The sequence below is a fragment of the Pseudomonas azotoformans genome (assembly GCF_900103345.1).
GTDB classification, from domain to species: Bacteria; Pseudomonadota; Gammaproteobacteria; order Pseudomonadales; family Pseudomonadaceae; genus Aquipseudomonas; species Aquipseudomonas azotoformans.
On record NZ_LT629702.1, the window covers coordinates 5,687,075 to 5,711,074 of the forward strand.

General features: G+C 62.5%; 18 protein-coding genes. 9 read left to right on the forward strand and 9 right to left on the reverse strand.

Features of this window, described 5'->3' with window-relative positions; translation table 11 throughout:
• Positions 1 to 34 precede the first annotated feature (34 nt).
• A complete protein-coding gene (locus BLR69_RS25775; protein WP_071494187.1) occupies positions 35 to 466 on the forward strand; it encodes a hypothetical protein in 432 nt (143 codons plus the stop codon).
• Here BLR69_RS25775 and BLR69_RS25780 read toward each other — a convergent pair.
• Positions 413 to 1,189 (reverse strand): TatD family hydrolase, encoded by a 777-nt coding sequence (locus BLR69_RS25780; protein ID WP_071494186.1) that lies wholly within the window; start codon positions 1,187 to 1,189, stop codon positions 413 to 415. The two genes, BLR69_RS25775 and BLR69_RS25780, sit on opposite strands and share 54 nt — an antisense overlap.
• A 2-nt stretch (positions 1,190 to 1,191) precedes the next feature.
• On the reverse strand, positions 1,192 to 2,187 hold the full coding sequence (gene cra, locus BLR69_RS25785) for a catabolite repressor/activator (RefSeq protein WP_071494185.1): 996 nt from the start codon (positions 2,185 to 2,187) through the stop codon (positions 1,192 to 1,194).
• Between the two features lie 294 nt (positions 2,188 to 2,481).
• Here cra and ptsP point away from each other — a divergent pair, with 294 nt between their 5' ends.
• From ptsP to BLR69_RS25805, 4 genes are all read left to right on the forward strand, one after another.
• Positions 2,482 to 5,340: a phosphoenolpyruvate--protein phosphotransferase gene (gene ptsP, locus BLR69_RS25790; protein ID WP_071494184.1), complete on the forward strand. Its 2,859-nt coding sequence runs from the start codon at positions 2,482 to 2,484 to the stop codon at positions 5,338 to 5,340.
• Complete coding sequence (gene pfkB, locus BLR69_RS25795) at positions 5,341 to 6,261, forward strand: 1-phosphofructokinase (protein WP_071494183.1); 921 nt, start codon at positions 5,341 to 5,343, stop codon at positions 6,259 to 6,261.
• 11 nt (positions 6,262 to 6,272) lie between these two features.
• Positions 6,273 to 7,976, forward strand: coding sequence for a PTS fructose-like transporter subunit IIB (locus BLR69_RS25800; RefSeq protein ID WP_071494182.1), 1,704 nt, complete (start codon positions 6,273 to 6,275; stop codon positions 7,974 to 7,976).
• A 183-nt stretch (positions 7,977 to 8,159) separates the two neighbouring features.
• Complete coding sequence (locus BLR69_RS25805) at positions 8,160 to 9,701, forward strand: alkaline phosphatase D family protein (RefSeq protein ID WP_071494181.1); 1,542 nt, start codon at positions 8,160 to 8,162, stop codon at positions 9,699 to 9,701.
• 123 nt (positions 9,702 to 9,824) lie between these two features.
• On the opposite strand, the gene BLR69_RS25810 is transcribed toward BLR69_RS25805, so the two are convergent.
• Together BLR69_RS25810 and BLR69_RS25815 are read right to left on the reverse strand one after the other, a co-directional pair.
• Positions 9,825 to 12,350, reverse strand: a complete 2,526-nt coding sequence (locus tag BLR69_RS25810) for a PepSY domain-containing protein (protein ID WP_071494180.1) — start codon at positions 12,348 to 12,350, stop codon at positions 9,825 to 9,827.
• 136 nt (positions 12,351 to 12,486) lie between these two features.
• Positions 12,487 to 14,772 carry a TonB-dependent receptor gene (locus BLR69_RS25815; protein ID WP_071494179.1) on the reverse strand — a complete coding sequence of 762 codons (2,286 nt, stop codon included), beginning with the start codon at positions 14,770 to 14,772 and terminating at the stop codon, positions 12,487 to 12,489.
• A gap of 205 nt (positions 14,773 to 14,977) precedes the next feature.
• On the opposite strand from BLR69_RS25815, the gene BLR69_RS25820 reads away from it, so the two are divergent.
• Both BLR69_RS25820 and BLR69_RS25825 read left to right on the forward strand, forming a co-directional pair.
• The gene (locus BLR69_RS25820; protein ID WP_071494178.1) at positions 14,978 to 15,658 is read left to right on the forward strand and encodes a Fe2+-dependent dioxygenase; all 681 of its coding nucleotides are present in this window, start codon (positions 14,978 to 14,980) and stop codon (positions 15,656 to 15,658) included.
• Position 15,659: 1 nt separating this feature from the next.
• On the forward strand, positions 15,660 to 16,409 hold the full coding sequence (locus BLR69_RS25825; RefSeq protein WP_071494177.1) for a tetratricopeptide repeat protein: 750 nt from the start codon (positions 15,660 to 15,662) through the stop codon (positions 16,407 to 16,409).
• A gap of 49 nt (positions 16,410 to 16,458) precedes the next feature.
• On the opposite strand, the gene BLR69_RS25830 is transcribed toward BLR69_RS25825, so the two are convergent.
• The 5 genes from BLR69_RS25830 to BLR69_RS25850 all read right to left on the reverse strand — a co-directional run bounded on the left by BLR69_RS25830 (position 16,459) and on the right by BLR69_RS25850 (position 21,541).
• A complete protein-coding gene (locus BLR69_RS25830) occupies positions 16,459 to 17,622 on the reverse strand; it encodes a type III PLP-dependent enzyme (RefSeq protein WP_016976256.1) in 1,164 nt (387 codons plus the stop codon).
• Positions 17,623 to 18,099: 477 nt separating this feature from the next.
• Complete coding sequence (locus BLR69_RS25835) at positions 18,100 to 19,257, reverse strand: osmoprotectant ABC transporter ATP-binding protein OsmV (protein WP_058423041.1); 1,158 nt, start codon at positions 19,255 to 19,257, stop codon at positions 18,100 to 18,102.
• The gene (locus tag BLR69_RS25840; RefSeq protein WP_058423040.1) at positions 19,254 to 19,907 is read right to left on the reverse strand and encodes an ABC transporter permease; all 654 of its coding nucleotides are present in this window, start codon (positions 19,905 to 19,907) and stop codon (positions 19,254 to 19,256) included. Before BLR69_RS25840 ends, BLR69_RS25835 begins: the two co-directional genes overlap by 4 nt.
• An 11-nt stretch (positions 19,908 to 19,918) precedes the next feature.
• The gene (locus BLR69_RS25845; protein ID WP_071494176.1) at positions 19,919 to 20,815 is read right to left on the reverse strand and encodes a glycine betaine ABC transporter substrate-binding protein; all 897 of its coding nucleotides are present in this window, start codon (positions 20,813 to 20,815) and stop codon (positions 19,919 to 19,921) included.
• A gap of 9 nt (positions 20,816 to 20,824) precedes the next feature.
• Positions 20,825 to 21,541: an ABC transporter permease gene (locus tag BLR69_RS25850; protein WP_038850881.1), complete on the reverse strand. Its 717-nt coding sequence runs from the start codon at positions 21,539 to 21,541 to the stop codon at positions 20,825 to 20,827.
• Between the two features lie 331 nt (positions 21,542 to 21,872).
• Here BLR69_RS25850 and BLR69_RS25855 point away from each other — a divergent pair, with 331 nt between their 5' ends.
• Together BLR69_RS25855 and BLR69_RS25860 are read left to right on the forward strand one after the other, a co-directional pair.
• A complete protein-coding gene (locus BLR69_RS25855; protein WP_071494175.1) occupies positions 21,873 to 23,456 on the forward strand; it encodes a peptide chain release factor 3 in 1,584 nt (527 codons plus the stop codon).
• A 212-nt stretch (positions 23,457 to 23,668) separates the two neighbouring features.
• Complete coding sequence (locus tag BLR69_RS25860) at positions 23,669 to 23,914, forward strand: hypothetical protein (RefSeq protein WP_071494174.1); 246 nt, start codon at positions 23,669 to 23,671, stop codon at positions 23,912 to 23,914.
• Positions 23,915 to 24,000: the final 86 nt, after the last annotated feature.

A 24,000-nucleotide genomic window follows, 5' to 3' on the forward strand; every position in this document is an offset into this window, starting at 1 on the left:
TTTCAGACAAATTCACGTTCAGGGGAGCACGACGATGACCATTGCAGTCGGCATCAAAGGGCATTGCGCCCATTGTGATATCAGGTTTGAACTCAAGCCCTGGCAGTTGAATGCCATCGCCATCGAAGAGCCCTTCGATTGCCCGTATTGCCAGCAGTTCTTGCAATTGAGTTGCCCTCGGCAATTACGGGCGCTCAAGGTGTTGGGTCACTGGGCGCTGGTGCAGCCGAGCATGGCGGTGTTCACCTGCATGGTGCTGATCGTGGCTCTGGTCACGGAATGGGTGGGGCTGATCACGGTGATCGGGCAGTTCAACGTGTCACTGGTGGTGCTGCTGGTGCATTTTCTGGCGCTGCGTTATGCCCGTTACCGGCAGCGGATCACGTTGGACCTGCAAGTGGTCACGCCAGTGTTACCAATTGAACAGCTCGCACGCATTGCGTGTGCTCGCCTCAGCCAACGATAGCGGGCTGATGCCCATGCGCTCGGCCAGGGCGGTGCAGATGGCCGGCAGGTGTTCGGGGCTGTTGCGTTGGCCGGGAAACATGGCAGGCGCCATATCCGGTGAATCGGTTTCCAGCACCACCGATTCCAACGGCAGTTGCGCCAGCACCTTGTGCATGCGCAAGGCCTGGGGCCAGGTGGGGGCGCCGCCCAACCCCAGTTTGAAGCCGAGCTTGATGTACTCGCGAGCCTCTTCGTGGCTGCCGGCAAACGCATGGATGATGCCGCCGCGGGGCAGGCGGATGCGCTTGAGGGTGGCGATCACGGCGGCGTGACTGCGGCGCACGTGCAGCAATGCTGGCAGTTGGAACTCCACGGCCAGTTTGAGCTGGGCTTCAAACAGGCTTTGCTGGCGCTCGCGGTCCAACTGTTCGAGGAAGTAATCCAGGCCGATCTCGCCCACTGCACACAGTTGCCGATGGCCACGCAGGCGCGTCAACCAGTCGCCCAACGCCGTCAGGTCGGGGGGACGGTGGTCATCGAGGTACACCGGGTGCAGGCCAAAGGCGGCGAACAAACCTTCGTCCGCTTGCACCAGGTCCCACAGCCTTTGCCAATTCTGCTGATACACCCCCAACACCACCATGCGCCGCACGCCCAGCGCTCGGCTCTGGGTGAGGACTTCCCGGCGATCATCATCGAAATCCGGGAAGTCCAGATGCGTATGGGTGTCGATCAGCTCCACGCTCAAGCCTCGTGAATACGCTGCTTGAACGTCCGGCCGATGGCGTGCACGCCGGGTTGATACTGTTCTTCTTCGATCGCGGCCAGGGCCAGGCGCAGGGCGGTATCGGCGATCAGTTGGTGTTGCTGGGCCATGGCGTTGACCGGCAACGGCAGGAAGTCCAGCAACTGGGTATCACCAAAGGTGCCCAGGCGCAGCGGGCGCGACTTGAGCGGGAAGTCATGCAGCGCGTCGAACACGCCTTGCAGCAGCACGTAGGACGTGGTCACCAGCGCGTCAGGCAAATGCCCCAGTTGCTGTAGAAGTTGCTCCATCAGCTGTCGGCCGCAGTCGCGACTGAAGGCTTCTGCGTGTTCGACGATCACCTCGCCGGTGAACCCCGCAAGGGCTTCACGGAAACCGGCGGCGCGTTCCTGGCTGATGCTCAGTTCGGGTCGTGCGCCGATCAGCACGATCTGCTTTGGCAGCGGTTGCAGCAGGCTGCTGGTCAACTGCTGGCACGCCTGGCGGTCATCGCTGACCACCGAACAGAACTGATCCGCGCCCATCACCCGGTCAATGGCAATCACCGGCAACCCCTTGGCTTGCAGCTCACGGTAACTGTCATCGCTGGCGGGCAGGCAACTGGCGACGAACAGCGCATCACAACGTCGTGCGCGGAACAGTTGCAGCAACTGGCGTTCGCTGTCGGCGTCGTCGTCGGAGCTGGCGATCAGCAACTGATAGCCGCGCGCCCGTGCGCCTTGTTCCAGCAGCTTGGCGATGCGTGCGTAACTGGGGTTTTCCAGATCAGGCAGGATGAAACCCAAGGTACGCGTGTGCCGACTGCGCAGCCCGGCGGCCTGTGGGTTAGGAGTAAAGCCATGGGCTTCGACGACAGCCCGCACCCGTTCGACGGTGGCGTTGCTGATGCGTTGCTGTTCGGCCTTGCCATTGATGACGTAGCTGGCGGTGGTCACGGACACACCGGCCAGGCGGGCGATATCACTGAGTTTCAAACCGGGATTTCCTTGTTTTCTGGAGCTTGCCCCGACATTTTGTCCAATCGTAACCGATTCCAGGACTCGACCAATGTCTCAGCTCAAGTGCCGAGCGGTTGTTCAAGGATGCGCAATTAACGCGTAATCTGCCATAAATTCTAGATTAAACGTTTCAGCCAGCGTATTTTTACGACGTTCGCGACTGAGTAACTACTGCCAATTGACTGCTCAGTCAGCTATTGATGCACAACCATTACACTGTTTGTTTAAAACAATACCTAGTGCGGCCACCGCACTAACTAGGAGAACGGCATGCTTGAGCTCACTGTAGAGCAGATTTCCATGGGCCAGGTGGCTGTGGATAAATCTGCTGCCTTGCACCTGCTCGCTGACAAACTGGTGGCCGACGGCCTGGTCGCCGAGGGTTATCTCAGTGGCTTGCAAGCCCGTGAGGCCCAGGGCTCGACCTTTCTCGGCCAAGGTATTGCCATCCCCCACGGCACCCCCGAAACCCGCGACCAGGTGTTCTCCACCGGCGTGCGCCTGCTGCAGTTCCCCGAAGGGGTGGACTGGGGCGACGGCCAGATCGTGTACCTGGCCATCGGCATTGCCGCCAAATCCGACGAACACCTGCGCCTGTTGCAACTGCTCACCCGTGCCCTCGGCGAAACCGACCTGGGCCAGGCGTTGCGCCGTGCCGGCAGCGCCGAAGCCCTGCTGAAACTGCTGCAAGGTGCGCCGCAGGAACTGGCGTTGGATGCACAGATGATCAGCCTGGGTGTGTCCGCCGACGACTTCGAAGAGTTGGTCTGGCGCGGCGCACGCCTGTTGCGCCAGGCCGATTGTGTGAGCAATGGTTTCGCCGCCGTGTTGCAGCAGGTTGACGCGCTGCCCCTGGGCGATGGCCTGTGGTGGTTGCACAGTGAACAGACCGTCAAGCGCCCGGGCCTGGCGTTTGTCACTCCGGACAAACCCATGCGCTACCTCGGCCAGCCGCTCCATGGCCTGTTCTGCCTGGCCAGCCTGGGTGAAGCCCACCAAACGCTGTTGGAGCGCCTGTGTGCCTTGCTCATCGAAGGTCGCGGCCAGGAACTGGGTCGCGCCACCAGCAGCCGTGCGGTGCTCGAAGTCCTTGGCGGCGAACTGCCCCCGGACTGGCCCAGCGCCCGCATCACCCTGGCCAACGCCCACGGCTTGCATGCGCGCCCGGCGAAGATCCTCGCGCAGTTGGCGAAAAGTTTTGACGGCGACATCCGTGTACGCATCGTCGATGGCCCGGTCGGCGCCGTGTCGGTGAAAAGCCTGAGCAAGCTGTTGAGCCTCGGCGCACGGCGTGGCCAGGTGCTGGAGTTCGTCGCCGAGCCGACGATTGCCGGCGATGCATTGCCCGCGTTGCTCGCCGCTGTAGAGGAAGGCCTGGGCGAGGAAGTCGAGCCGCTGCCGACGATCAGCCCCCAACCTGCCGCCCTGGATATCAAGCCGGTTGTCAGTGCGCCGACCAGCGGCAGCCAGATCCAGGCTATCGCCGCCGCACCGGGCATCGCTATTGGCCCCGCGCATATCCAGGTTCAGCAAACGTTCGATTACCCCCTGCGCGGCGAGTCCTCCGCTATTGAGCGCCAGCGCCTGCACAGCGCCCTGGGCGAAGTGCGCCGTGACATCCAGGGCCTGATCGAGCGCAGCCCATCCAAGGCGATCCGCGAGATTTTCATCACCCATCAGGAGATGCTCGACGACCCGGAGCTCACCGACGAAGTCGACACCCGCCTCAAGCAAGGCGAGAGCGCCGAAGCCGCGTGGATGAGTGTGATCGAAGCCGCTGCCAAGCAGCAGGAGTCGTTGCAGGACGCCTTGCTCGCCGAGCGCGCTGCCGACCTGCGTGACATCGGCCGCCGTGTATTGGCGCAACTGTGCGGCGTCGAAACCGCCCAGGAGCCGAGCGAGCCCTACATTCTGGTGATGGACGAGGTCGGGCCGTCGGACGTGGCGCGTCTTGATCCCGCGCGCGTCGCCGGCATCCTCACCGCCCGTGGCGGCGCGACGGCCCACAGCGCCATCGTCGCCCGTGCCCTGGGTATCCCGGCGCTGGTCGGCGCTGGCCCGGCGGTATTGCTGCTGGCCTCCGGCACCCCCCTGTTGCTGGATGGCCAGCGCGGTCGCCTGCATGTCGACCCCGACGCCGCCACCCTGCAACGCGCTACAGTCGAGCGCGACACCCGCGAACAACGCCTGCAAGCCGCCTCGGCGCAACGCCATGAACCGGCGCTGACCCGCGACGGCCATGCCGTGGAAGTGTTCGCCAATATCGGTGAAAGCGCCGGTGTCGCCGGCGCGGTGGAGCAGGGCGCCGAAGGCATTGGCCTGCTGCGCACCGAACTGATTTTCATGGCCCACCCGCAAGCGCCGGACGAAGCCACCCAGGAAGCCGAATACCGCCGCGTGCTCGACGGCCTCGATGGTCGTCCGTTGGTGGTGCGCACCCTTGATGTAGGCGGCGACAAACCGCTGCCGTATTGGCCGATTGCCGAAGAAGAAAACCCCTTCCTCGGTGTGCGCGGTATCCGTCTTACCCTGCAACGCCCGCAGATCATGGAAGCGCAACTGCGCGCGCTGTTGCGTTCTGCGGACAGCCGCCCGCTGCGCATCATGTTCCCCATGGTCGGCAGCGTCGATGAATGGCGCGCCGCCCGCGACATGACCGAGCGCCTGCGCCTGGAAATCCCGGTGGCGGACCTGCAACTGGGCATCATGATCGAAGTGCCGTCGGCGGCCTTGCTCGCGCCGGTGCTGGCCAAGGAAGTGGACTTCTTCAGCGTCGGCACCAACGACCTGACCCAGTACACCCTGGCCATCGACCGCGGCCACCCGACGTTGTCCGCCCAGGCCGATGGCCTGCACCCGGCGGTGCTGCAACTGATCGACATCACCGTGCGCGCCGCCCATGCCCATGGCAAATGGGTGGGGGTGTGCGGCGAGTTGGCGGCGGACCCGCTGGCGGTGCCGGTGCTGATCGGCCTGGGTGTGGATGAGTTGAGCGTGTCGGCCCGCAGCATTCCGGAAGTGAAGGCGCGGGTGCGTGAATTCAGTCTGAGCGAGGCCCAGGGCCTGGCGCAACAAGCACTGGCGGTGGGTTCGCCCGCCGAAGTGCGTGCCCTAGTGGAGGCCGTGTAGATGGCAAGGATTCTGACCCTGACGCTGAACCCGGCGTTGGACCTGACGGTGCGCCTGGCGCACCTGGAACCGGGTGAAGTGAACCGCAGCGAAACCCTGCTGACCCATGCAGCCGGCAAGGGTGTGAATGTGGCGCAGGTGCTGGCGGATTTGGGCCATCAGGTGAGCGTGGGCGGTTTCCTCGGCGAGGCAAACCCCCAGGCCTTCGAGGCACTGATCGCCCGCCGTGGGTTTGGTGACGCGTTCATTCGCGTGCCGGGCGAAACCCGCAGCAATATCAAGATTGCCGAACAGGACGGCCGGGTCACCGATATCAATGCGCCGGGGCCGGTGGTCAGTGACGCGGCACAAGCCGCGCTGCTCACGCGCATCGCTGACATCGGCGCGCAATTCGATGCGGTGGTGGTCGCCGGCAGTTTGCCGCGTGGCATCAGCCCGCAGTGGTTCCAGGGGCTGTTGGATCAACTGAAAAACCTCGGGTTGAAAGTCGCCCTGGACACCAGCGGTGAAGCGCTGCGCGCCGGTTTGAAAGCGGGGCCGTGGATGGTCAAGCCCAATACCGAAGAGCTGGCTGAAGTCCTGGATAACGTCACGGATGCAATCAGCCAACTGCATCGGCAAGGCGTGGAACATGTGGTGGTTTCCGATGGCGCTGCCGGCGTCACCTGGTACCGCTCAGGTGCGGCGCTGCAGGCCACGCCGCCGAAGGTGACGGTGGCCAGTACCGTCGGCGCCGGCGACTCGCTGCTGGCCGGCATGCTGCACGGTCTGCTCAGCGGCGATACCCCGGAACAGACCTTGCGCCGTGCCACGGCGATTGCCGCCATGGCGGTGACGCAGATCGGTTTTGGCATCAGCGATGACGCGCAGTTGGCGCGCCTCGAAAGCGGCGTCCACGTACGCACGCTGACAGAACAATAAGAGGGTTTGTGATGAAGTTAGCCATTGTTACTGCCTGCCCGAACGGCATGGTCACCAGTGTGCTGTGCGCCCGCTTGTTGGACGCCGCCGCGCAGCGCCAGGGCTGGAGCACCAGTGTCGAAGTGGTGGACGTACAGCGCCCGGAGCGCCAATTGTCCCAGGCGATCATCGACGATGCCGAATGGGTGTTGCTGGTCAGCAGCACCCCGGTGGACATGCAGCGCTTTGTCGGCAAGCGCGTGTTCCAGAGCACACCGGCCCAGGCGCTGGCGGATGTCGACGCCGTATTGCGCCGTGGCGCCGAAGAGGCGCAGGTGTATGTCGCGGCTGAGGCCCCGGCCAGGAACGCGCCGCGCATCGTCGCGATCACCGCCTGCCCGACTGGCGTCGCCCATACCTTCATGGCCGCCGAAGCGTTGCAGCAGACGGCCAAACGCCTGGGCTATGACTTGCAGGTCGAGACCCAGGGTTCGGTGGGGGCACGTACGCCATTGAGCGCCGAAGCGATCGCCAATGCCGATGTGGTGTTGCTGGCCGCCGATATCGAAGTCGCCACCGAGCGCTTCGCCGGCAAGAAGATCTACCGGTGTGGCACCGGCATTGCCCTCAAGCAGTCCGAAGCCACCCTCAACAAGGCCCTTGCCGAAGGTGCGGTGGAAAGCGCGGCCAGCGGTGCGGTGGCCAAGCCGGAAAAAACCGGCGTGTACAAACACCTGCTCACCGGTGTGTCGTTCATGTTGCCGATGGTGGTGGCGGGTGGGTTGTTGATCGCCTTGTCGTTCGTATTCGGCATTCACGCCTTTGAACAGGAGGGCACCCTGGCCGCCGCGCTGAAAACCGTCGGCGACCGCGCCTTCATGTTGATGGTGCCGCTGCTGGCGGGCTACATCGCCTACTCGATTGCCGACCGTCCGGGCATCGCGCCGGGCATGATTGGCGGCCTGTTGGCCGGCACCCTGGGTGCAGGTTTTATCGGCGGCATCTTCGCCGGTTTCCTCGCCGGCTACTGCGTTAAGTTGATCACCCGCGCAGTGAAGTTGCCGCAGAGCCTGGAGGCGCTCAAGCCGATCCTGATCATCCCGTTGCTGGCGAGTCTGTTCACCGGCCTGGCGATGATCTACCTGGTGGGGCCGCCGGTCGCGCGCATGCTGGTGGGGCTGACGGATTTTCTCAGCACCATGGGCACGACCAATGCGGTACTGCTGGGCATCTTGCTGGGCGGCATGATGTGTGTCGACCTCGGTGGACCGATCAACAAGGCGGCCTATGCATTTTCTGTCGGCCTGCTGGCGGCCCACAGCGGCGCGCCGATGGCCGCGACCATGGCGGCCGGCATGGTGCCACCGATCGGCATGGGCATCGCCACGTTCCTGGCACGCCGCAAGTTCGCCCAGACCGAACGCGAAGCGGGCAAGGCGGCGATGATCCTCGGCTTGTGCTTCATTTCCGAAGGCGCGATCCCGTTTGCCGCGAAAGACCCGTTGCGCGTGATCCCGTCCAGTATCGCCGGCGGTGCATTGACCGGTGCCCTGTCCATGTACTTCGGCTGCGTGCTCGCTGCGCCCCATGGTGGCCTGTTTGTGCTGGTGATCCCGAATGCGATGAACCATGCGCTGCTGTACCTGTTGGCAATTGTCGCCGGCAGCCTGTTGACCGGCCTGGTCTACGCGTTGATCAAGCGCCCCGAAGCGCAAGAGCTGACTGTGACGGTCTGACGCGGTGCAGAAAATGTGGGAGGAGGCTTGCCCCCGATAGCGGTGGGTCAGCCATAAATGTGCTGGCTGACACTCTGCCATCGGGGGCAAGCCCCCTCCCACCGTTGATCGCTGTATAGGTGTCATCTCTGCTTCATCGGGGCGTGCTTTAGTGGCCCTTTTGATACTCAAGAGGGCACCTGCATGAGCCACTTCGATCTCGGCCGCCGCCGCGTGATGCAAGCCGTCGGCGCCGGCCTGTTGTTGCCGGGCCTGGCCCCGGCGGTGATCGCTTCGGTCAAGGATCGGCCGCAACTCACCGATGGCGTGCAGTCCGGCGACCTGCTCGGCGACCGCGCCATGATCTGGAGCCGCAGCGACCGCCCGGCCAGGATGGTGGTGGAGTGGGACACCCGCAGTGTGTTCAGCAACCCTCGTCGGTTTGTATCCCCGCTGGCCGACCAGCGCAGCGACTTCACCGCCCGCGTCGAACTCACCGGGCTGCCCGTCGACCAGGCGATCTTCTACCGCGTGCACTTCGAGGATGCCCAGACCGGCGTCGCCAGCGAGCCGTGGTTCGGCCATCTGCGCAGCGTGCCGCAACAGCGCCGCGACATTCGTTTTGTGTGGAGCGGCGACACCGTGGGCCAAGGCTTCGGCATCAACCCGGACATCGGCGGCATGCGCATCTACGAAGCCATGCGCCTGCGCCTGCCGGACTTCTTTATCCACAGCGGCGACACCATCTACGCCGACGGCCCGGTGCCCGCGCAGCTCACCGTGGAAGACGGGCGCATCTGGCGCAATATCACCACGGAGGCCAAGAGCAAAGTCGCCGAAACCCTCGACGAGTATCGCGGTAATTACCGCTATAACCTGATGGATGAAAACGTGCGCCGCTTCAACGCCGAGGTGCCGCAGATCTGGCAGTGGGACGACCACGAAGTGGTGAACAACTGGTCGCCGAGCAAGCAGTTGGATGAGCGCTATCGGGTCAAGGACATCAATACCCTGGTCGGCCGTGCGCGCCAGGCCTGGCTGGAATACTCACCGATGCGCCGGCAGGCGGCGGACGGCGGCGGGCGGATCTATCGCAAGCTCAGCTATGGTCCGCTGCTGGATGTATTCGTGCTGGACATGCGCAGTTATCGCGGGCCCAACGATGACAACCTGGGCGGCGAAAAACCCTTCCTCGGGCGTGAGCAATTGGACTGGCTCAAGCGTGAACTCAAGGGCTCCCAGGCGCAGTGGAAAGTCATCGCTGCCGACATGCCCATCGGCCTCGGCGTGCCCGACGGTGAAGTCAGCCCCGGCGTGCCGCGTTGGGAAGCCATCGCCAACAACGACCCCGGTGCGCCGCAAGGTCGCGAGTTGGAAATCGCCGAGCTGCTGGGCTTTCTACGGGCACAAAACGTGCGCAACCACGTATGGCTGACCGCCGATGTGCACTACTGCGCGGCGCACCACTACCACCCGGATCGGGCGGCGTTCCAGGACTTCGAACCGTTCTGGGAGTTTGTCGCCGGGCCGTTGAACGCCGGGAGTTTCGGGCCTAATCCGCTGGACAAGACCTTTGGGCCTGAGGTGGTGTTCGAGAAGGCACCACCGGCGCAGAACACTTCGCCGCTGGCGGGGTTTCAGTTTTTTGGGGAGGTGAACATCGATGGGCAGACGGCGGAGTTGACTGTGGTGCTGCGGGACCTGGATGGCGTCTCGGTGTTCGAACAAAAACTCCAGCCCACCTGACTTGGAATGTATTAGAAATTGTGGGAGGGGGCTTGCCCCCGATAGCGGTGTATCAGTGGCTCATTACTTGACTGACACGCCCTCATCGGGGGCAAGCCCCCTCCCACAGTTTGATTGTTGCATTCAGTAGACGTCGCGGCGATAGCGGCCCTGCTCAATCAACCGCTCCACCGCTTCACTGCCGAGTATATCCACCAGCGCCTGATCCACCCCCGTGGCCATCCCCTGCAGACTCCCGCACACATAAATCGCCGCGCCGTCGGCCAGCCATTTGCGCAGCACATCCGCCGACTCGCGCAGGCGGTCCTGCACGTAGATCTTCTCCTCCTGATCGCGGGAAAACGCCAGGTCCAGCAACGCCAGATCACCACTGGCCAGCCAACCTTGCAGCTCGTCCTGGCAGAGGAAGTCATGCTTGATATTGCGCTCGCCAAACAGCAGCCAGTTGCGTTGCTGGCCATCGGCGATGCGGGCCTTGAGCAGACTGCGCAGGCCCGCCAGGCCGGTGCCGTTGCCCAGCAGGATCAGCGGCACCGGCGCCTGCGGCAGGTGGAACGCGCTGTTGCGGCGCAGGCGCAGGCTGATGTTCGAACCGAGGGCGGCGTACTCGGTCAGCCAGCCTGAGCCCAGGCCCAGGCTGCCATCGGGGTGGCGTTCCTGGCGCACGATCAACTCCAGCACACCATCGCTGGCAATCGAGGCGATGGAGTACTCGCGCATGCCCAGCGGCACCAGCGCGTCCACCAGTGCCTGGGCGTGCAGGCCGACCAGGTGTGCGCGATGGGTCGGCAGTTGGCGGGTGGCCAGGGCCTGGTCGAGCGTATGCGCCATGCCGTCGATCAACACGCCGTCGCTGCCGGCCAGGCCCAGGCCTTCGAGGAAGTGCTCGATCGCCCAGGGGCAATTGCGCGGCAGCACTTCCACCAGGTCGCCGGCTTGCCAGCTTTGTGGCGACGGCGAGGTGAGGCCCAGCAGATAGACGTTCGAGCCGCTGCTGTCACGGTTGAGCAATGAGCGCTGGCTGAGCGTCCAGTTTTCATACTGGGCCGTTGGCCAGGCGGATGCTGGGGCGTGGCCGGTCAGTTGGCCGAGTTGCTGCTGCCAGTGAAGCAGGGCGGTGGTGTCGCCGCTGTCGACTTCCACGGGCGCAAACAGTGGGTTGCCGCCCTGGTGGGTCAGCCAGAAATGCAGGCGGCGGGCAAAGCCGCAGAAATGTTCGTACTGGCGATCACCCAGGGCCAGCACCGAGTAGTTCAGGCCCTTGAGGGGCAGGTCCTGGCCGAGCACGCTGCGCTCGAAACCACGGGCACTGTCGGGGGCTTCGCCGTCGCCGAAGGTGCTGACCACAAACAGCGCGTTTTCCGACTGGCGCAGGTCGTCCTGGCTGACGCTGCCCAGGGGCTGCACCTTCACCGGCAGGCCGGCCGCCTGCAATTGCCCAGCCGTTTGCCAGGCCAGCTGCTCAGCGAAACCGCTCTGGCTGGCGAAGCCGATCAGCCAGGCCGGGGCGTCACTGCGGTTGTCTGTAAGACCCTTGCGCGCCTCACGCACCTGGCGTTTTTTGCGCCGGCGGTCCAGGTACAGCAGCCAGCCGGTGATGAAAAACAGCGGCATCAGCACCGAGCTGAGCGTGAGGACAATCCGTCCGATCAAGCCGAAGTAACTGCCGGTGTGCAGCGCATAGACGCTGGTCAGCAGTCTGGAACCGAGGCTTTTGCTGGCGTACTGATCGTGGGACTTGACCTCGCCGGTGGCCGGGTCGAGGTTGATCTGGTTCAGTGCCCGGTCATGGGGCGAGTTTTTCAGCAGGTAATAGACGGTAGCCGGCTGCCCGGCGACCGCTGGCATGCGGATGTTATAGGCGCTCAAGCCGGGGCCGGCGTTGCTGTAGATGCTGCTCCAGATCGCGTCGTAGTTGGCCACCGGCGCCGCACCCTCGGGCGCCGGGCCGCGCTTGCGCACCCGTTCGTTTTGCGGGGCGTCGGACAGCAGTTTGGTCAGGCCCTGGCTGTACCAATCGTAGGACCAATACAAGCCGGTCAGCGCCGACAGCAGGTAGGCCAACAAGCACCAGGTGCCGAACACCGAGTGCAGGTCCCAGTTGAAGGCCCGGCCTTTTTTGCGCCAGTCCAGCGTCAGCCAGGCGCGCCAGCTCGCCACTTGGCGCGGCCAGCGCAGGTACAGGCCGGAGAGGCAGAAGAACACCAGGATCAGCGTGCATGCGCCGGTGATGTTGCGCCCGGTGTCGCCCATCACCAGGAAGCGGTGGAACTGCAGCAGGAAGCCGAAGACGTCCTGGCCGACCACGTCGCCCATGTAGTCGCCGGTGTAGGGATCGAAATAGCGCAACTGGCCACGGCGCTCGCCGGGTGGCGGGGTGAAGAACACGCGGGCGGCGTTGCCGCTTTCGCTTTCGACGAACAGCATGGCCACGGTCTGGCCTTCGGTGGCCTCCAGCTTGCGCACCAGCTCGGCGGGCGGCAGCACACCGGCTTCGCGTTTTTCCACGGTCAGCACGCTGGGGTTGAGCGCCCGCAGTATTTCATCCTGAAACGAGACCGCAGCCCCGCTGATCCCCATCAAGGCCAGCACCAGCCCGGCTGTAATGCCGAAGAACCAGTGCAACTGGAACAGGGTTTTCTTCAACACGTCTGACCGCCTCGTCTATCCGGATATGTAGGGCACGGCGCGCATTATGCCGTGGCTTGTCGAGAAACATTCTGTTTTACACGCAAAAGCCCCACGCATCCGATGCGTGGGGCTCTTTGCTGCGTGACGCTGCTGTTTAGAAGTGGAAGCTGGTGGTCAACAGCGCCGTACGACCGGCCGCCTGGTTGGCGAAGTGTGAGGCGTAGGCCTTGTCGTAGTAGGTCTTGTCGGTCAGGTTCTGCACGTTCAGTTGCAGGTCGACGTTCTTGGTCAGCTTGTAGCTGGCCATGGCGTCGTAGCGGGTGTAGGACGGCACGTACACGGTGTTGCCGGCGTCCCCGTACACGTCGTCGACATAGAACGCGCCGCCGCCAACAGTCAGCTTCGAAGTGATGTCGTAGGTGGTCCACAGGCTGAAGGTGTTCTTCGGCGTGTTCGGCATTTGGTTGCCTTTGCTGGAGCCTGCGCTGACCACACCGTTGCGGCCGTTCAGGCCGGATTTGACCAGTTCGCTGTCGAGGTAGCTGTAGCCGGCGAACACCTGCCATTGATCGGTGAGCTTGCCGCTGGCGGACAGTTCCAGGCCGTCGACCTGGGATTCGCCGGCGTTCTGGTAGGTGAGCGCGTCCACGAGGATGCGGGTGTTTTTCTTCTCGGTGCGGAACACCGCGGCGGTCAGGGACAGGCGGTCGTGGAACAGGTCCCACTTGGTGCCGAGTTCGTAGTTGACGGTTTCTTCCGGCTGCAGGTCGCTGGACGCAGCGCCGGCGGACAGCGGGTTGCCATCGGCGCCTTCACCCACCAGGCCACCGGCTGGCGATGCGGAGGTCGCGTAGGAGGCATAGATGCTGCCGTTATCCAGTGGCTTCCAGACCAGGCCGGCCTGCCAGTTGAAGAACTGGCTGTCTTCTTTGATTTTGCTACGGCCAGTCGCGGAATCGGTGTTGGCGACGGTGTCGAAGGTGTCGTAGCGCAAGCCGACGTTCAGCAGCCATTTCGGGTCCAGTTCGATGGTGTCGAACACATACGCGGCGCGGCTGGTGGCCTTGGTGTTGGTGCCGTAGTAGTTGCGCGCAATGCTGCCGGTCCAGGCGTCATCCGGGTTCGGATTGCTCAGCGAGGTGCATTGGCCGCCAAGGCTGCCCTTGGCCACGGTGCAGGTCGGGTTGGCGTTGGGGCTGACGGTGTAGCTGCTGACGCGGGTTTCTTCACCGGTGAATTCCAGGCCGGTGGAGTAGGTGTTCTTGAAGCCCAGCGCCTGGAAGCTGCCGAACAGGTCGGTCTGGTTGGTGGTGGTGGTCGTGGTCGAGACCCGGGTGTTGGCGCGACGCCATACGGTGCCATAGCGGTTGACGTTGAACTTGCTGTCATCCGGCTGGGTGAGCACATAGTCCTGGCCGGTGCTGCCATGGCGCAGGGTGTTTTTCAGCGTCATGGTGTCGTTCAGGTCGTGCTCGATGGAGAACGTACTGATATCGGCGCGGGTCTTGCGGAAGTCGCGATCCTTGAGGCCGTAGAAGTTGTTGCTGTCGCCGCCGTCGGTGGGTTTGTCATGCACATGGGCGGTGGCGGTCGACGAACCATAGCCGTAGGGAATCCCCGAATCCGGCAGGTCGTTGCTTTCCAGGTGGTAGTAGCTGAGGTTGACGCGGGTCGGGGTGCCCAGGCCGAAGGTCAGCGACGGCGCTACACCCCAACGGTCGTAATTGACCGCGTCGCGTCCGGCGACGTTCTGTTCATGGCTCATCAGGTTCAGGCGGAACGCGGCGCTGTCGTCGAGGAACTGGCGGTTCACGTCGAGCACGTAGCGGCGGGTCTGGTCGGAGCCGTAGGTGAAGCCGCCGTTGGTGAAGTCTCGCGCTTGTGGGGTCTTGCTCATCAGGTTGAGGCTGCCACCGGCAGAACCACGACCGCCGAACGAAGAGTTCGGGCCTTTGCTGACTTCAATCGACTCGATGTCGAAGATCTCACGGCTCTGGCCACCGGTGTCGCGCACGCCATCCAGGTAGGTGTCGCCCTGGGCGTCAAAACCGCGGATGAACGGGCGGTCGCCTTGGGGGTTACCGCCTTCGCCCGCACCAAAGGTGATGCCCGGCACGGTGCGCAAGGCATCCTGCAACGAGGTGGCGGCGGTGTCCTTGAGTACTTGTTGCGGCACCACGGTGACCGAGCGCGGGGTATCCACCAGCGGTGCGGTGTATTTCTGCGACGAGGCTTTTTCGACCTGGTAGGAGGTGTTGTCCTGCGCTTCCCCGGTGATGCTGGTGGCGCCCAGGGAAATGCTGTTGCGCTGGCCTTTTTGTTCAGTCTCTTCGGCGGCCTGTGCCAGATGGGCGACAGAGCTGGCGCTGAGGGCAACGCCGATGGCTGAAGCCAGCATGCGTGGTGAACCGGCAGGTATTTTTGTAGTGGTGCGCGACATGACGTGTCCTTTCCCCAAGGATGTGAGGCCGCGGAATATAGGGCGAACAAGACTTTCTATCAATTGCGATACATTGCTAATTGCACTGAATTTACATTCTTTACACTTTTGGCTTACGGTTTTTACGAACTCGTTCGTCTTGGCGTTTTACAGGGCGGATAAGAATCAATACCATTGGCGCCTCTCTGAACTCAGGTACTGCCCCATGCTGCTGCACATCCCCGGCCTGTTCTCTCGTGAGGAGGTGCAGCGCATTCGCCAGGCCCTGGAAAACGCCGATTGGGCCGACGGTAAAATCACCGCCGGGCACCAGTCCGCCAAGGCCAAGCACAACCTGCAATTGCCCGAGGGCCACCCACTGGCCAAGGAAATTGGCGCGGCGATGCTTGAACGGCTGTGGCAGAACCCGTTGTTTATGTCAGCGGCGTTACCGCATAAGGTGTTTCCGCCGCTGCTCAATTGCTACACGGCGGGCGGCAGTTTCGACTTTCATATCGACAACGCCGTGCGCCAATGCAAGGGCAGCCACGAGCGTGTGCGCACCGACCTGTCATCGACGCTGTTCTTCAGCGACCCGAACGAATACGACGGCGGCGAACTGGAGATCCAGGACACCTTCGGCCTGCAGCGCGTAAAGTTGCCGGCTGGCGACATGGTGCTGTACCCCGGCTCCAGCCTGCACAAAGTCAACGCAGTGACCCGTGGCGCACGCTATGCCTCATTCTTCTGGACCCAGAGCCTGGTGCGCGAAGACAGCCAGCGCACCCTGCTGTTTGAAATGGACGGTGCGATCCAGCAACTGACCCGCGACGTCCCCGACCACCCCGCGCTGATCCAACTCACCGGCACGTATCACAATCTGCTGCGCCGCTGGGTCGAGGTCTGACATGGGCTTTTTATTGCGCCGGGAAGAGCTGCTCAACGTCGAGCAACTGCAAGCGATGCTCGACGATTCCCCCGTACGCGCGGCCCAGGCGATCCTGATGGCGGCGAAGGAGGGCGTGGTCGATGCCCAGGCGCTGCTTGGGCAAATCCTGCTCGAAGGGCGCGGCATTGCACGCGATGAAGCATTGGCCTTGCGCTGGTTCCAGATCGCTGCGCACAGCGGGCATTTGATGGCCCGCAACATGGCTGGGCGTTGCCGCGAGCATGGCTGGGGATGTGATGTCGACGAGGCGACGGCTGCACGGGAATACCGGGTGGCTGCCGAGGCAGGGTTGGATTGGGGGCAGTACAACTACGCCAATCTGCTGGCCACGGGGCGCGGTGTCGCCGAGGACCAACCACAAGCATTGGCCTGTTATCGCCGGGCGGCCGAGCAGGGGCATGCCAAGTCGATGAACCTGCTGGGGCGTTACCTGGAAGATGGCCGGTTCTGCCCACAGGACCTGGACGCTGCTGTGGACTGGTATCGACGCTCAGCCGAGGCCGGTGATTTTCGCGGGCAGTTCAGCTATGCGGCGGTGCTGGCCGACAGAGGTGAGATCGACGCGGCGCTGGAATGGTTGCGCAAGGCGTTGGCGGGCGGGAACCTGAAGTTCTTACGGGTGGCGCACAAGGCCCTGGTAGCGGCGAATGATCCGCGGATCCGGGCGATGGCCGATGCCTATCAACAACGCGCGGTAAGCCTTTCTTGAGGCGTAAAAAAACCCATGACATGTCATGGGTTTTTTATGTGCAGCCGTTTTACACGTAGAACGATTTCAGTGGCGGAAAGCCATTGAACTCAACCGCGCTGTAGCTGGTGGTGTACGCACCGGTCGACAGCCAGTACAAGCGGTCACCAATCGCCAGGTTCAGCGGCAGGCCGTATTTGTAGTTTTCGTACATGATGTCGGCGCTGTCGCAGGTGGGACCTGCGATGACCACTTCTTCCATCTCGCCTTTCTTCTCGGTCCAGATCGGGAACTTGATGGCTTCGTCCATGGTTTCGATCAGGCCGGAGAACTTGCCCACGTCCGTGTACACCCAGCGCTCGACGGCGGTACGGGATTTACGTGCAACCAATACCACTTCACTGACCAGGATACCGGCGTTGGCGATCAACGAACGGCCCGGCTCCAGGATGATTTCCGGCAGGTCGTCGCCGAAATCTTCCTTGAGGAAGCGGATGATTTCTTCAGCGTAGGTTTCCAGGCTGTTGGTGCGGGTGATGTAGTTGGCCGGGAAGCCGCCGCCCATGTTGATCAGCTTCAGGTGAATACCGTCTTCTTCTTTCAGGCGTTCGAAGATCACTTTGACCTTGGCGATCGCCGCGTCCCACACGCTGATGTCGCGCTGTTGCGAGCCCACGTGGAATGAGATGCCGTACGGCACCAGGCCCAGGTCACGGGCGAGGATCAGCAGGTCCATGGCCATGTCGGTCTGGCAGCCGAATTTGCGCGACAGCGGCCAGTCAGCCGTGGTCGAGCCTTCGGTGAGGATACGTACATACACTTTAGAACCCGGAGCGGCCTTGGCGATGTTGCGCAGGTCGGCTTCGGAGTCGGTGGAGAACAGGCGTACGCCCTTCTCGTAGAAGTAGCGGATGTCCTTGGACTTCTTGATGGTGTTGCCGTAGCTGATACGGTCGGCGCTGACGCCACGGCCCAGTACCTTGTCCAGCTCGTAGATCGAGGCGATGTCGAAGCTCGAGCCCTTGTCCTTGAGCAGGTCGATGATCTCGACGGCCGGGTTGGCCTTGACGGCGTAATAGACCTTGGCGAATTCGAAACCGGCGCGCAGGTCATCGTAGGCCTGGCTGATCATCGCGGTGTCGATCACCACGAACGGGGTTTCTTGCTTGTCGGCGAACGCCTTCATTTTGTCAAAAGTGGCGCGCGCGAAATAATCTTCGACGTTGATCGACATGCTGGGAACTCCTAAGGGCAAACTGATTTAGTCAATGGGTGCAAATGAACGTCCTCCGTATCCCCACTTTGGTTCGCCTACTTCCCAAGGCATGTCGCCGAAAGCAAAAAGGCCATGGGATCAACCGCTTCCCTTGGCCTTGCTGTCTCGTCGTCAGTACTTGAGCCGGATGGATCGTTTCCAGCATGGACGTTCGGCGCGAACTTTAGGACGTGAGGGGCCATAGATCAACTAAAAATGTCGCGTTTTTGCACGCGCTCGTCGCACAGCCGCGTGCAGCTACTTATGTAACCGACCGGTGTGACGGATTGATGTTCCCTGGATGGGGCAAATTGGCGGGATTTCCCTGACACCCCAGAGGGCAAATGTGGGAGGGGGCTTGCCCCCGATGTCGGAGTGTCAGCCATACATAGGCTGACTGACACCCTGCTATCGGGAGCAAGCCCCCTCCCACATTTTTAACCGAGCAGTGTCAGATCAAGCCAACGCGGTTTCAGCCGGCGAGACAATACTGGTCTTGCCGCCACGGGACTTACCGGAACTCAGGTACTCGGCAATCGACTCCTGGGTCACTTCCCCCAGGAACACCCGTTCCGCATCCATCACCGGCAACCACGAGCGGTTGAACTCGTACATGCGCGACAGCAGGATGCGCAAATGCTCGTCGTACGCCGCCGTGGCGTTGAACTCGCGCAGGTACTGGCCGCACGTACCGGTCTGACGGTGCAGGTCGCGACGGCGTACATAACCCAGCGCCTTGTTCTCGGAGCAGGTGACCACCACATAGCGGCGGTCATGCTCATCCATCAATTCCAGGGCATCGGCCACCGGGGTTTCCGGGCTCACCGACGGCGCGTTGTCCGCAGCGTCCTCGGCCTTCACCAGCAGCAGACGCTTGAGGGTGCTGTCCTGGCCCACGAAGTTGCTCACGAACTCGTCGGCCGGGTGCGCCAGCAGCGTGTCCGGGTGGTCGATCTGCAGCAGCTTGCCAGCGCGGAAGATGGCGATCTTGTCACCCAGCTTGATGGCCTCGTCGATGTCGTGGCTGACCATGATCACGGTCTTGTTCAGCGCGCGCTGCATCTCGAAGAACTCGTTCTGGATCATCTCGCGGTTGATCGGGTCGACTGCGCCGAACGGCTCGTCCATCAGCAGCAGCGGCGCATCGGCCGCCAGTGCGCGGATCACGCCGATGCGCTGTTGCTGACCACCGGACAGCTCACGCGGGTAGCGATGCAGGTACTGCTTGGGCTCCAGCTTGATCATGCTCATCAACTCGCGGGCGCGGTCGTGGCATTTCTGCTTGTCCCAGCCGAGCAGCTTGGGCACCACCACGATGTTTTCCTCGATGGTCATGTTGGGGAACAGGCCGATCTGCTGGATCACATAGCCGATGTTGCGGCGCAGGGTCACTTCGTCGAGGTCGGTGGTGTCTTCACCGTTGATCAGGATCTTGCCCGAGGTGGGTTTGATCAGGCGGTTGATCATTTTCAGCGTGGTGCTTTTGCCGCAACCCGAGGGGCCGAGGAATACGCAAATCTCGCCTTCGTTGACGGTCAGGCTTACATCGTTCACGGCCGTTACAGTCTTGCCGTTGCTTTGGAAGGTCTTGGACAGGTTTTGAAGTTCGATCATTTGAGCAGTCCTTTTGGAGTCAGCGAGCGTTGCAGCCATTGCAGAAGCAGGTCGGCGAAGATGGCCAGGAGACTGACCAGCACGGCGCCGACGATCAGCATCGACATGTCGCTGCGGCTGATGGAAGCCAGAATAAGTACACCCAGGCCACCGGCGCCGATGGTGGCGGCGATGGTCATCACACCAATGTTCATCACCACGGCGGTGCGCACGCCGGCGAGGATCACCGGCACGGCGATGGGCAACTCGACCATGCGCAGGCGCTGGCCGAAGGTCATGCCGATGCCTTTGGCGGCTTCGCGAATGCCCGGCTCCACGCCAGTGAGGGCGAGGTAGGTGTTACGCATGATCGGCAACAGGGAGTAGAGGAACACGGCGGTGATCGCCGGCATCGGCCCCAGGCCCTGGCCGAATTTGGAGTAGAACGGCAGCAACAGGCCGAACAGCGCGATGGACGGCACGGTCAGCAGCACCGTGGCGCTGGCCTGCAATGGGCCGGCGAGGGTCGGGAAACGCGTCATCAGAATGCCCAGGGGCACGCCGATCAGGATCGCGAGGATCACGGCGATACCGACCAGGGTGATGTGCTGCCCGGTCAGGTGCAGGACTTGGGCCCAATCAAGATGGGAAAAGGCGTTCAGGAATTCCATGTCTTCTCCTCTTATTGATTGATCGGATGTTGGCGCAGGAAATCGGCGGCAACAGCGGAAGGGCTTTCATGGTCGACGTCGACCCGCGCATTCAGCTGGCGCATGGTTTCGTCGTCGAACAGTTCAGCCAACGGTTTGAGTTCAGCTGCGAGGGTTGGGTGCTGGTCGAGGTATTCCTGGCGGATCACCGGTGCGGCGGTGTAGTCCGGGAAGTAGTGCTTGTCGTCTTCCAGCAGCTTGAGCTTGAAGGCGTTCAGGCGGCCGTCGGTGGTGTAGACCAGGCCGGCAAACACCTGGCCGTTGCGCAAGGCGGTATAGACCAGGCCTGCGTCCATCTGCCGGGTGTTCTTGCGGGTCAGGTTCATGTCGTACAGCTTGACCATGCCAGCCAGGCCGTCGGAGCGGTTGGCGAACTCGGTGTCCAGGGCGACCAGGCGGTTGCTCTTGGCATCTTGCGCCACGGCCTTGGTCAGGTCGCTGATCGTGCTGATCTCGGGATGCTCAGCGGCAACTTTCTCTGGCAGCGCCAGGGCGTAGGTGTTGCTGAAACGCGACGGGGAGAGCCAGACCAGGCCCTTTTTCGCGTCGAGTTCTTTCACCCGTGCGTAGGACTGTTCGCTGTCGAGCTTCTCGTCGACATGGTTGTAGGCCACCAGCGACACGCCGGTGTACTCCCAGATCAGGTCCAGTTGCCCGCTTTCCTGGGCGCTGCGCGCCAGGTTGCTACCCAATCCGCCGGTCACGCGGGTGTCATAGCCCTTGGTGCGCAGGTATTGGGAAGTGATTTCGGCGAGCAGGGTCTGTTCGGTGAACACCCGGGCGCCGATGCGGATTACCGGTTTTTCGGCGGCTTGTGCAACGCCTGCCAAGAGCAGGACGCAGCTCAGTATCAAGGTCAGTTTTTTCATGTCGGTTCCTTAAGACGCACGCAACCCGCGTTCCAGCCAGAGGCGGCTGGCCAGGGTCACCAGGCCGTCGAGCAACAACGCCAGCAGCGCGGTGCACGCAGCGCCGAGCAGCAATTGCGGCTGATTGTTCAGGGCGATGCCGGGGAAGATCAGGCTGCCCAGGCTGTTGGCACCGATCAGGAACGCCAGCGGCGCGGTGCCGACGTTGATCGCCAGGGCCACGCGCACACCGCCGATGATGATCGGCACGGCGTTGGGCAATTCCACGCGAAACAGCACCTGGCGCGGCGTCATGCCGATGCCGGTGGCGGCTTCTTTCAGGGAACCCTGGACGTTTTTGAGGCCTTCGTAGGTGTTGCGCACGATGGGCAGGAGGGAGGCGAGGAACAGCGCGAAGATGGCCGGGCCGCTGCCGATGCCAAGAACGCCGAGGGCGATGGCCAGTACGGCCAGGGGCGGGACGGTGTTGCCGATGTTGAAGATCTGCATGAAGCGTTCTGCGCGCCCGACCATGTGCGGTCGGCTGAGCAGGATACCGGCGGGGATGCCCACAATCAGGGCGGCCAGCATGGAGACTAGAACGAGGATCAGGTGTGCTTGCAGGTAAAACAACAAATCGTCGCGGTACAGTTCGATCGTGTTGATGCCGATCCAGTGGACCAGCAGGGCCAGGAGCGCGACGACAACCGCGCCTCCTATCAGCCCTTTGCCATAGCGAATAGCCACAGGCGGACTCCTTTTTTCTTTTGTCGGCGAACACATTTCCGAGCGGCAATGCCATTCCTGGCTGCCTCTGAATGTGGTCGCGAAATGCAGCTCGTCGATACCGGCAACGCGGTAAAAATCCGAGCCATGAGCGCAGCCTCGTCAGGCTAACTTGCTGATTTATCAGCCCCTGTTCCGAGTGCGGTAGCAGGGGAGTGGACGTCTCGACCTTTTAAAAGGTTCCACACTTGGCAGCATTTAGCCACCCCCAATCGGGTGAACAGTGGTCCGGAACCTGGGGTTTGCGCTATACTCGCCGCCCTTTTTTGACTCACCTGCCAGGCGATTTCCCATGACCCACCAGGCCGCCGAAGTCGCGAAACGCCGCACTTTCGCCATTATTTCCCACCCCGATGCCGGTAAAACCACCATCACCGAGAAGCTCTTGCTGATGGGCAAGGCAATCGCAGTGGCCGGCACGGTGAAATCCCGCAAATCCGACCGCCATGCCACCTCCGACTGGATGGAAATGGAAAAACAACGGGGTATCTCGATTACCACGTCGGTCATGCAGTTCCCGTATCGCGACCACATGGTCAACCTGCTCGACACCCCGGGCCACGAAGACTTCTCTGAAGACACCTACCGCACCCTGACCGCGGTGGACTCGGCGTTGATGGTCCTCGACGGCGGTAAAGGCGTCGAGCCACGCACCATCGCGCTGATGGACGTGTGCCGTCTGCGTGACACGCCGATCGTCAGCTTCATCAACAAACTCGACCGCGATATCCGCGACCCCATCGAGCTGCTGGATGAAATCGAAGCCGTCCTGAAGATCAAGGCCGCGCCGATCACCTGGCCGATCGGTTGCTACCGCGACTTCAAGGGCGTGTACCACCTGGCCGACGACTACATCATTGTCTACACCGCCGGCCACGGTCACGAGCGCACCGAAACCAAGATCATCGAGAAGCTCGACTCCGACGAAGCCCGCGCCCACCTGGGTGACGAGTACGACCGCTTTGTCGATCAGCTGGAACTGGTGCAGGGCGCCTGCCACGAGTTCAACCAGCAGGAATTCCTCGACGGCCAACTGACTCCGGTGTTCTTCGGGACCGCCCTGGGCAACTTCGGTGTCGACCATGTCCTCGACGCCGTGGTGGATTGGGCCCCGCGCCCATTGGCACGGGTGGCCAACGAACGCACCGTGGAACCGGTGGAAGAGAAGTTCTCGGGCTTCGTGTTCAAGATCCAGGCGAACATGGACCCCAAGCACCGCGACCGTATCGCCTTCATGCGCATCTGCTCCGGCAAGTACGAAAAAGGCATGAAGATGCGCCACGTGCGCACCGGCAAGGACGTGCGCATCGGCGACGCCCTGACGTTCTTCTCCTCCGAGCGTGAACAGCTGGAAGAGGCGTTTGCCGGCGACATCATCGGCCTGCACAACCACGGCACCATCCAGATCGGCGACACCTTCACCGAAGGCGAAACCCTGGGCTTCACCGGCATCCCGCACTTCGCCCCGGAACTGTTCCGCCGCGTGCGCCTGCGTGACCCGCTCAAATCCAAGCAACTGCGCCAAGGCCTGCAACAACTCGCGGAAGAGGGCGCCACCCAGGTGTTCTTCCCCGAGCGCAGCAACGACATCATCCTCGGCGCTGTGGGTGTGCTGCAGTTCGATGTGGTCGCCAGCCGCCTGAAAGAGGAATACAAGGTGGAGTGCTCGTATGAGCCGATCACCGTGTACTCCGCGCGGTGGATCGAGTGCAGCGATAAGAAGAAGTTGGAAGAATTCTCCAACAAGGCCGTGGAAAACCTGGCGGTGGACGGTGGCGGTCACTTGACCTACCTGGCGCCGACCCGAGTGAACCTGGCGCTGATGGAAGAGCGCTGGCCGGATGTGAAATTCCGCGCGACCCGCGAGCACCATTAAGGGCTGAGCGGTAAATAGAAGGGTGAAGCTGTGATGGCTTCACCCTTTTTATTGGCCAAACACAAATTAAAATGTGGGAGGGGGCAAGTCGAATCGTCGCACCGCACCTCCCACATTTTGATCTTCATCGATCAGGGCCATTGGCGAGAAACCCACATCCCGTCTAGCGTTTCAGGTATTTCACTCACCCATCGACGGAATAGGAGGCCACCGTGCGTATAACTCAACGCGCCTTTCAACTGGTGCTGCTCGGGGCTTTGGGGTTGTCCGCCTCATTGGCGCTGGCTGGCGCCGGAACGCCCCAATGGAAGGACACGGGCCCTGTTACCAAGAAGAAGCAGCAGGAGGTCAACTCTGGCAGTTGGCAACCCCAGGCGCAGCCTGCGCCCAAGGAAGACGCCGAAAACCCCTACAACGAAGGGGAAGACAGCGAAACCTATGATGACGGTGACACCTGATAGCTGGCGCAAACCCTCTATCACAACTAGCTTCAAGGACTGGCGACGGTAAATCGCTGTCGTACGGATTCATTTACTGACTGGAC

Coding starts and splice junctions, on each gene's coding strand:
- BLR69_RS25775 (WP_071494187.1), top strand. CDS start 35: ATGACCATTGCAGTCGGCATCAAAGGGCATTGCGCCCATTGTGATATC.
- ptsP (WP_071494184.1), top strand. CDS start 2,482: ATGCTTGAGCTCACTGTAGAGCAGATTTCCATGGGCCAGGTGGCTGTG.
- pfkB (WP_071494183.1), top strand. CDS start 5,341: ATGGCAAGGATTCTGACCCTGACGCTGAACCCGGCGTTGGACCTGACG.
- BLR69_RS25800 (WP_071494182.1), top strand. CDS start 6,273: ATGAAGTTAGCCATTGTTACTGCCTGCCCGAACGGCATGGTCACCAGT.
- BLR69_RS25805 (WP_071494181.1), top strand. CDS start 8,160: ATGAGCCACTTCGATCTCGGCCGCCGCCGCGTGATGCAAGCCGTCGGC.
- BLR69_RS25815 (WP_071494179.1), bottom strand. CDS start 14,772: ATGTCGCGCACCACTACAAAAATACCTGCCGGTTCACCACGCATGCTG.
- BLR69_RS25820 (WP_071494178.1), top strand. CDS start 14,978: ATGCTGCTGCACATCCCCGGCCTGTTCTCTCGTGAGGAGGTGCAGCGC.
- BLR69_RS25825 (WP_071494177.1), top strand. CDS start 15,660: ATGGGCTTTTTATTGCGCCGGGAAGAGCTGCTCAACGTCGAGCAACTG.
- BLR69_RS25830 (WP_016976256.1), bottom strand. CDS start 17,622: ATGTCGATCAACGTCGAAGATTATTTCGCGCGCGCCACTTTTGACAAA.
- BLR69_RS25835 (WP_058423041.1), bottom strand. CDS start 19,257: ATGATCGAACTTCAAAACCTGTCCAAGACCTTCCAAAGCAACGGCAAG.
- BLR69_RS25840 (WP_058423040.1), bottom strand. CDS start 19,907: ATGGAATTCCTGAACGCCTTTTCCCATCTTGATTGGGCCCAAGTCCTG.
- BLR69_RS25845 (WP_071494176.1), bottom strand. CDS start 20,815: ATGAAAAAACTGACCTTGATACTGAGCTGCGTCCTGCTCTTGGCAGGC.
- BLR69_RS25855 (WP_071494175.1), top strand. CDS start 21,873: ATGACCCACCAGGCCGCCGAAGTCGCGAAACGCCGCACTTTCGCCATT.